Annotated in this window: 8 protein-coding genes; 5 read left to right on the forward strand and 3 right to left on the reverse strand. The window is 63.5% G+C overall.

Going from position 1 to position 7,196, the window contains the following annotated elements:
- Positions 1-147: 147 nt before the first annotated feature.
- Complete coding sequence (locus EOA22_RS19535) at positions 148-1,068, forward strand: neutral zinc metallopeptidase (protein ID WP_013530123.1); 921 nt, start codon at positions 148-150, stop codon at positions 1,066-1,068.
- A 156-nt stretch (positions 1,069-1,224) separates the two neighbouring features.
- Positions 1,225-2,490: a TCR/Tet family MFS transporter gene (locus tag EOA22_RS19540; protein WP_063168787.1), complete on the forward strand. Its 1,266-nt coding sequence runs from the start codon at positions 1,225-1,227 to the stop codon at positions 2,488-2,490.
- Between the two features lie 73 nt (positions 2,491-2,563).
- Here EOA22_RS19540 and carA read toward each other — a convergent pair whose 3' ends face one another.
- The gene (gene carA, locus EOA22_RS19545; RefSeq protein ID WP_063168786.1) at positions 2,564-3,781 is read right to left on the reverse strand and encodes a glutamine-hydrolyzing carbamoyl-phosphate synthase small subunit; all 1,218 of its coding nucleotides are present in this window, start codon (positions 3,779-3,781) and stop codon (positions 2,564-2,566) included.
- Positions 3,782-4,057: 276 nt separating this feature from the next.
- Between carA and EOA22_RS19550 the strand changes: the two genes are divergently transcribed.
- Positions 4,058-4,507: a GatB/YqeY domain-containing protein gene (locus EOA22_RS19550; protein WP_013530126.1), complete on the forward strand. Its 450-nt coding sequence runs from the start codon at positions 4,058-4,060 to the stop codon at positions 4,505-4,507.
- Between the two features lie 127 nt (positions 4,508-4,634).
- Positions 4,635-4,925: a hypothetical protein gene (locus EOA22_RS19555; protein WP_063168785.1), complete on the forward strand. Its 291-nt coding sequence runs from the start codon at positions 4,635-4,637 to the stop codon at positions 4,923-4,925.
- 61 nt (positions 4,926-4,986) lie between these two features.
- Here EOA22_RS19555 and EOA22_RS19560 read toward each other — a convergent pair whose 3' ends face one another.
- Complete coding sequence (locus tag EOA22_RS19560) at positions 4,987-5,559, reverse strand: TetR/AcrR family transcriptional regulator (RefSeq protein WP_063168784.1); 573 nt, start codon at positions 5,557-5,559, stop codon at positions 4,987-4,989.
- Positions 5,560-5,695: 136 nt separating this feature from the next.
- Here EOA22_RS19560 and EOA22_RS19565 point away from each other — a divergent pair, with 136 nt between their 5' ends.
- Complete coding sequence (locus EOA22_RS19565; protein ID WP_024504113.1) at positions 5,696-6,400, forward strand: DUF4336 domain-containing protein; 705 nt, start codon at positions 5,696-5,698, stop codon at positions 6,398-6,400.
- Here the strand turns inward: EOA22_RS19565 and EOA22_RS19570 are convergent.
- Positions 6,363-7,196 (reverse strand): LysR substrate-binding domain-containing protein (locus EOA22_RS19570; protein ID WP_127390153.1); only part of this gene is annotated, 834 nt, incomplete at its 5' end. The genes EOA22_RS19565 and EOA22_RS19570 overlap by 38 nt on opposite strands.

The raw sequence follows: 7,196 nt of genomic DNA on the forward strand, positions 1-7,196 counted from the left end.
CCGAGCCGCTCGCCACAACGAACTTGGCCGCAAGGCAACCCGTGTGGCCAAAAAGGCCATCGAAAAATGCTGTGACTTGGCGCAACCGTTGAGATAATTGTTTGTCGCCCCGGAGCAACGGGGAGGTTTGCTGCACGAGGAGTTGCCATGCTCTGGAAGGGCCGTCGTCAGAGTGACAATATCGAGGACGACCGCAGCGACAGCGGCGGCGGCGGACTCGGCGGCGGCGGTGGCCAGTTCCGCATTCCGATCGGCGGCCGTACCGGTGGCGGCGGCAGCATCTTCCTCGTCATCCTGGTGGTGCTGGCCGGATGGTATTTCGGCTTCGATCCTTCGACGATCCTGGGCGGTGGCGACGGCGGCCTGCTGCCGGGCGGCGGCGGCCAGATCACCGACAATAGCGGCCAGGACAACGGTGCCACACCGGCCAATGACGAGATGAAGCAGTTCGTGGCGACCGTGCTGGCCGAGACCGAGGACACCTGGACCGGCATCTTCAAGTCGCAGGGATTGACCTACGAGGATCCCAAGCTGGTGCTGTTTTCCGGCCAGGTGCGCTCGGCCTGCGGCTTTGCCTCCGCGGCGGCCGGACCGTTCTATTGTCCCGGCGACCACAAGGTCTATCTGGACATGACCTTCTTCCAGCAACTCGACCAGCAGTTCGGCGCTTCGGGCGAATTTGCCCGCGCCTATGTGATCGCGCATGAAATCGGCCATCATGTGCAGAACCTGACCGGCATCATGTCCAAGTTCAACCAGATGCGGCAGAGCATGGGCGAGGTCGAGGCCAACCAGATGTCGGTGCGAATCGAGCTTCAGGCCGACTGCTTTGCCGGTGTGTGGGCCCACTACACCGGACAGAAAGGCATATTGGAGCAGGGCGACATCGAAAGCGCGCTGAACGCCGCCAAGCAGATCGGCGACGACACGCTGCAGAAGAAGATGCAGGGCTATGTCGTGCCGGAAAGCTTCAACCACGGCACCTCGCAGCAGCGGCAGACCTGGCTGGCGCGTGGTTACAAGAGCGGCAAGCTGTCGGATTGCAACACGCTGAGTGGGCCGATCTGACCAGACCGTTGTCGAGCTTCACCTGCCGGCGATGCTGCCGTCAGGTGGTGTCAGGATGAATAGATTCGGCCTGTTCCTGCATTGTTCCTTTCCGCGAGCTCGCCTATAAGGTGCGTCCGCCTGCGCCTGAGGGCGAGCAGAGGAGCTTGATCCTGCATGATCGACCCCAAAACCGCCAGACGGGGCCTTGCGCTCGTCTTCACCACGCTGCTGCTCGACATTATCGGCTTCGGCATGATCATGCCGGTGCTGCCGGCCTATCTCCGGGAATTGACCGGGGTCAGCATCAGCGGCGCGGCGATCGAAGGCGGCTGGCTGTTCTTCGTCTATGCGGCGATGCAGTTCTTCTTCGCACCGATCATGGGCGGCTTGAGCGACCGGTTCGGGCGGCGGCCGATCCTGCTCGCATCGGTGCTGACCTTCTCCATCGACAATCTGATCTGCGCCGTCGCCTGGTCCTACCCGATGCTGTTCATCGGGCGCGTGCTGGCCGGCATTTCGGGCGCCAGCTATTCGACGACATCGGCCTTCATCGCCGACATCTCGAACGATGACAATCGGGCTAAGAATTTCGGCCTGCTCGGCATCGCATTTGGCGTCGGCTTCGTCATCGGGCCGGTTCTGGGCGGGCTGCTCGGCACGTTCGGGCCGCGCGTGCCGTTCTATTTCGCCGCCGGGCTCGCCTTCGTGAATTTCCTCATCGCTTTGTTTTTCCTGCCGGAAACGCTCGATGACAAGCACCGCCGCCGCTTCGAGTGGAAACGCGCCAACCCGGTCGGCACGCTTCTGCAGATGCGCCAATATCAAGGCATCGGCTGGATCGGGCTTGTCTTCTTCCTGATGACGCTCGGGCATATGATGTATCCGGCGGTCTGGTCGTTCGTCTCCAGCTACCGCTATGGCTGGAGCGAGCAGCAGATCGGCTTCTCGCTCGGCGCCTTTGGCCTGTGCGGCGCGATCGTCATGGCGACGGTGCTGCCGCGCGTCATCCCTAGGCTTGGCGAGTGGAAGACCGCAGTCATCGGCCTGACATTCACGGCAGCCAGCGCCTTCGGCTACGCCTTCGCGTCGCAAGGCTGGATGATCTATGCGGTGATCGTCGTCGGCTGCCTGGAAGCGCTGGCCGACCCGCCGCTGCGGAGCCTCGCCGCCGCCAAGGTGCCGCCTTCGGCGCAAGGCGAACTGCAGGGCGCGATGACCTCGATCTTCTCGATCACCTCGATCATCACGCCGCTGCTCTACACGGCGATCTTTTCCTGGTTCACCGGGCCAAGCGCGCCGGTGACCTTCGGCGGCGCGCCCTATCTGCTGGGAGCGTGCTTCCTGACGCTGGCGGTCATCGTCTTTGTGACGAAAGTTGCGAGGCCGGCAGCGCGCACGAATGTCGCCACCGGTGTCGCTGAGGATGGAGCACAGGTGTGAGTCACAACCGCATTGCGCTCACCAGGGAGGGCCATCCCGGCAGGGCAATGAGGGGCGGCGCTACCGGATCGCGCTAAGCCCGTTCGGCCAGCAATTCCTCACCGCGCTTTTCGCGGATCAAATTGACGAAGCGGCGGAACAGGTAGTGTGAATCCTGCGGGCCGGGCGAAGCCTCGGGGTGATGCTGGACCGAGAACACCGGCCGGCCGGTCAGGGTGATGCCGCAATTCGAACCGTCGAACAGCGAGACGTGGGTTTCCTCGACGCCTGATGGCAGCGAGTCGGCATCCACGGCAAAGCCGTGGTTCATCGAGACGATCTCGACCTTGCCGGTGGTGTGGTCCTTGACCGGATGGTTGGCGCCGTGATGGCCCTGGTGCATCTTGGCGGTCTTGCCGCCCAGCGCCAGCGCCAGCATCTGGTGGCCAAGGCAGATGCCGAACACCGGGATGTCGGTCTTCAGCAGATCCCGGATGACCGGTACGGCATAGTCGCCGGTGGCTTCCGGGTCGCCGGGGCCGTTGGAGAGAAAAATGCCGTCCGGCTGCATGGCGAGGATTTCCTCGGCGCCGGACTTGGCCGGCACCACGGTGACCTTGGCGCCGAGGCCGGCGAGCAGGCGCAAGATGTTGCGTTTGACGCCGTAGTCGATGGCGACGACGTGCATTGTCGGTTCGATCTGTTCGCCAAAGCCTTCGTTCCACACCCAGGGTGTCTCGCGCCAGACCGAGGACTGGCCCGACGTAACCTCCTTGGCGAGATCCAGCCCGATCAGGCCCGACCATGCGGCGGCGCGGCGCTTCAGATCGTCGATGTCGAACACGCCATCGGGCGCATGCGCGATGACGGCGTTGGGCATGCCCTTTTCACGGATCAGCGCGGTGAGCGCGCGGGTGTCGATGCCCGACAAAGCGACGATGCCGCGCTTCTTCAGCCACTGGTCGAGACCAGTGCCGGCACGGTAGTTGGACGGGTTGGTGACATCGGCCTTGAACACGGCGCCGACGGCGCCGGCGCGGGCGAGCGGATTGAGATCCTCGATGTCCTCGTCATTGGTGCCGATGTTGCCGATATGCGGGAAGGTGAAGGTGACGATCTGGCCGGCATAGGACGGATCGGTGAGGATTTCCTGATAGCCGGTCAGCGCCGTGTTGAAGCAGACTTCGGCGACAGCGGAGCCGGTGGCGCCGAGACCGCGACCTTCGATGACGGTACCGTCGGCCAGCACCAGAAGGGCGGTCGGCTTTTCCGTGGCCCAAGCGGGGGTCAAGGCGGGCGTCATCTCGGCCATGCGGCACTCCTGTCAGGCCGCGCGCTGCAACCGGCCCGGCGGGCCATCTGCGCGGCAAACGGCGCGAAGCGGCGATTTCGCGGCTTCCACGCAGTCAAATTTCCGTTCATGCAAGGCCCAGTACATAGGGGAAGGGGGCAGGGCGGTCAATGATCATGCGAAATGCCGCCATATTTTATTTCGCCTAGCAAAATCAGTGGCTTGCCCCGGCACATCAGAGTTTGCCTTGGCTCGCCCGCGGCGCTATTGTCCGCGCCGATCGAAGGAGAATGCACCATGCGCGGCAAAATCGCCGAATCCCTGAAGAGCGCGATGAAGGCGCAGGACAAGCACCGGCTGCCGACATTGCGGCTGATCCAGGCCGCCATTCACGACCGCGACATTGCCAATCGCGGGTCAGGCAAGGAGCCGGCCAGCGACGAGGAGATCCTGCAGATCCTGGCCAAGATGGTGAAGCAGCGCGAGGAATCGGCCAAAGCCTTCGATGACGGCAAGCGGCCGGAACTGGCCGCGCAGGAGCGCGGCGAGATGGAGATCATCCGCACCTTCCTGCCGACGCAGCTGGATGATGCGGCGGTAACTGCTGCGGCGCGCGAGGCGATCGCCGCGACCGGTGCGGCCAGCCAGAAGGACATGGGCAAGGTGATCGCCGCACTGAAGCAGAAATATGCCGGCCAGATGGATTTCGGCAAGGCGAGCGGCATCGTCAAGGGTCTGCTGCAGTAGGGTGCTGCTCATCTCGTCGCTTGGGTGGCCGACCGGGCGGAATCCAGATCCGTCCGGAATCCAAGTCCAGGAATTGGAACCCGGATAGCGCCGAGATGTTTATCCGTCATGCAACTGGAGAGATGCCATGACTGAGAACGAAACCCGCTATGAAACCGGTGCGACGAAATATCCGGCAAAGACCGATGCCGACGCTTCCGATGAATTCTCCCAGGATGCGGCCGCCAACGAGAAGCCTGCCGGCGGAATAGGGCTCACCCGCCGGATGGGCGAAGTGGAAGACCGCACCCGCCAGTCGGAGGGACAAAACCCGCCAAAGCAAGCCACGCCGAGCGCTGCAACCGAAAAGACGTCCGGGGCCGGCCCCGCTATCGCGGAGCGTTCAAAGGACGCCAAGGCTCCGAAGAGCAGCCAATGAAGCGAAGGCCGGGAGCACTCCTGCGGCGCTTTGGAGATCGGCGGACAAGTGGTTCGCGTAGTTAGCGTTTGCCGATCCCTTCAACGACGATGCGGATGAGGTGCCTGATCTCGTCCTCGCTGAATGACCCGGCCGAAAGCGCCGAAAGCATCGCCTGGCCGTATATTCCAAGCAGGACCAGCGCCATGAAATTGGCATCGTCATCCCTGCGAATGACACCTTGCCGTTGGCCGAGCACCAGAAGGTCCCGGACCAGGCGCTGGAATGAGGGCCGGTCGGGCGGCGGCTGCAGGGACGGACGCTCGGCGGGGGCAAGAGCCAGCCTGGCAAGCGAGGGATTGGCCAGGCACCAGCCGGCGCTGTCGAGAAAGACTGTCTCGAGCATGACGAATACATCTTCGTTCGCCGCCATGCGGGCGCGGTAGGCGGCATCGCCCGCCTCCACGCGGGCGATGAGCCGCAACGCGATTTCTTCTTTCGAACTGAACAGATTGTAGACCGTTTTGCGGGTCAAGCCGGCACGCGTCGCGATCTCCTCGACCGAGGTGTTGGCAAACCCCATCTCCCGAAACGCCAGGTCGGCGGCATTGAGGATGAGGCTTCGCGACCGTTCGGTCCGCTTTGGGGTTGTCATTTTTATACCCTAGTGTAAATTTACACATATGTAAACTTTTGCTGCGTGACCGCCGCATTGCGGCAGCCGCCAATCCCGCGAAGGGTCGACTGTGGCGCATCGGAATTCAAGCGGCTCTATGGGAAGCAATGTGCAAATGGCTGGTAGTCTCAAGGAATTCGGCCTTGGGATCTGGATTGCGGATGGTCCGATCGTCACGGCGGCCGCCGGCTTTCACTATCCCACGCGTATGGCCGTTATCGGATTGTCCGGGGGCGGTTTGTTCATCTGGTCACCGGTAGAGCTCACGAACGAGCTGCGCGCCGATGTGGACGCTCTGGGCGTGGTGCGCTTCCTGATCCCGCCCAATTCGCTTCACCACGTGTTTCTCGCTGACTGGCAGCGCGGCTATCCCGATGCCAAGGTCTATGCGCCACCCGGCCTGCGGGAAAAGCGCCGAGATATCCTCTTCTGCGGCGAGCTCGGCGATACGCCTGCCGCCGACTGGGCGGACGATCTCGACCAGGTCGTCGTGCGCGGCAACAGGATCACCACCGAGATTGTCTTCTTCCACCGCGCAAGCAGGACAGTGTTGTTCACCGATCTGATCCAGCATTTCCACGCCGGATGGTTCAAGGGCTGGCGGGCGCTCGTAGCCCGGCTGGATCTGATGGTGGCCGCAGAGCCCTCAGTGCCGCGAAAATTCCGCGCCGGCTTTACCGACCGGCGCGCCGCGCGTGCCGCTCTTCAACGCATACTGGCATGGCCGGCCGAAAGAGTGCTGATGGCGCACGGCGAACCAGTGACGGAGGACGCTCAAACGTTCATCCGTCGCGCTTTTCGCTGGCTGGTTGGCCGCTGACTTCCTCGGCGGATTTCGGCGCTTCGAGCACACGGCGCAATGCCGGCGCTTCCTGCTGGATATGATCCCACAGCCGGTTCGCGATCGGCCCATGCGGCCGGTCGCGGCGGCGCGCCACCACCAGTTCGTCGGTGCGGCCCGGCAGATGACGGCCGGCAATGGAGTGCAGGCGTCCGTCCTGCAGTTCTTCCTCGATCAGGAAGCGGGGCAGGTGGCCCCAGCCAAGGCCCTGCAGGATGATCTCCTTCTTCATGCCCTGGTCGGCGACGAGGCATTGCGGCGCGCCTTCGATCAGCGAATAGTTTTGTTGTGGCGAATGGCGGGCGCTGTCGCGCATGACGCATTGGGTGAGTGCCTGCATCTGGTCCGGGGTGATCGGCTGCTCGATACGCTGAGGCAGAAAGCCCGGCGCCACCACGGGAATGAAGGACACCTTGCACAAATCGACCCATTCCACCCGCGCATCGCCCTTGTCGACCCAGTGCAGGATCAGGTCGGCTTCGTCGTCGAAGAGACGCTCCCATGGGCCGCCCACCGCTTCGAAATGCAGATGCAGGCGCGTGCCGGGCAACTGTGCGAAGAATCGCCCGAGCATGCCCAGCACCTGCGGGCGCGGGCACAGGTCGCCGATCACCACATGGATCTCGCTTTCCTCACCCATCGCCAACTGGGCGGCATGGACGCGCAAACCGTCCATCTCGCGCAGCAGCGATAGCGCTCGGCGGTGGAACGAAAGCCCGGCCTCGGTCGGACGCACGCGATAGCCGCTGCGGTCCACAAGGATGAGGCCGAGCTG

The organism is Mesorhizobium sp. M7A.F.Ca.US.014.04.1.1 (genome assembly GCF_003998745.1).
In the GTDB taxonomy this organism is placed as follows: Bacteria; Pseudomonadota; Alphaproteobacteria; order Rhizobiales; family Rhizobiaceae; genus Mesorhizobium; species Mesorhizobium ciceri.

What these genes read in the sequence shown, in the direction of transcription:
- EOA22_RS19555 (WP_063168785.1), top strand. Translation starts at nt 4,635, where the DNA reads ATGACTGAGAACGAAACCCGCTATGAAACCGGTGCGACGAAATATCCG.
- EOA22_RS19560 (WP_063168784.1), bottom strand. Translation starts at nt 5,559, where the DNA reads ATGACAACCCCAAAGCGGACCGAACGGTCGCGAAGCCTCATCCTCAAT.
- EOA22_RS19550 (WP_013530126.1), top strand. Translation starts at nt 4,058, where the DNA reads ATGCGCGGCAAAATCGCCGAATCCCTGAAGAGCGCGATGAAGGCGCAG.
- EOA22_RS19535 (WP_013530123.1), top strand. Translation starts at nt 148, where the DNA reads ATGCTCTGGAAGGGCCGTCGTCAGAGTGACAATATCGAGGACGACCGC.
- EOA22_RS19565 (WP_024504113.1), top strand. Translation starts at nt 5,696, where the DNA reads ATGGCTGGTAGTCTCAAGGAATTCGGCCTTGGGATCTGGATTGCGGAT.
- EOA22_RS19540 (WP_063168787.1), top strand. Translation starts at nt 1,225, where the DNA reads ATGATCGACCCCAAAACCGCCAGACGGGGCCTTGCGCTCGTCTTCACC.
- carA (WP_063168786.1), bottom strand. Translation starts at nt 3,781, where the DNA reads ATGGCCGAGATGACGCCCGCCTTGACCCCCGCTTGGGCCACGGAAAAG.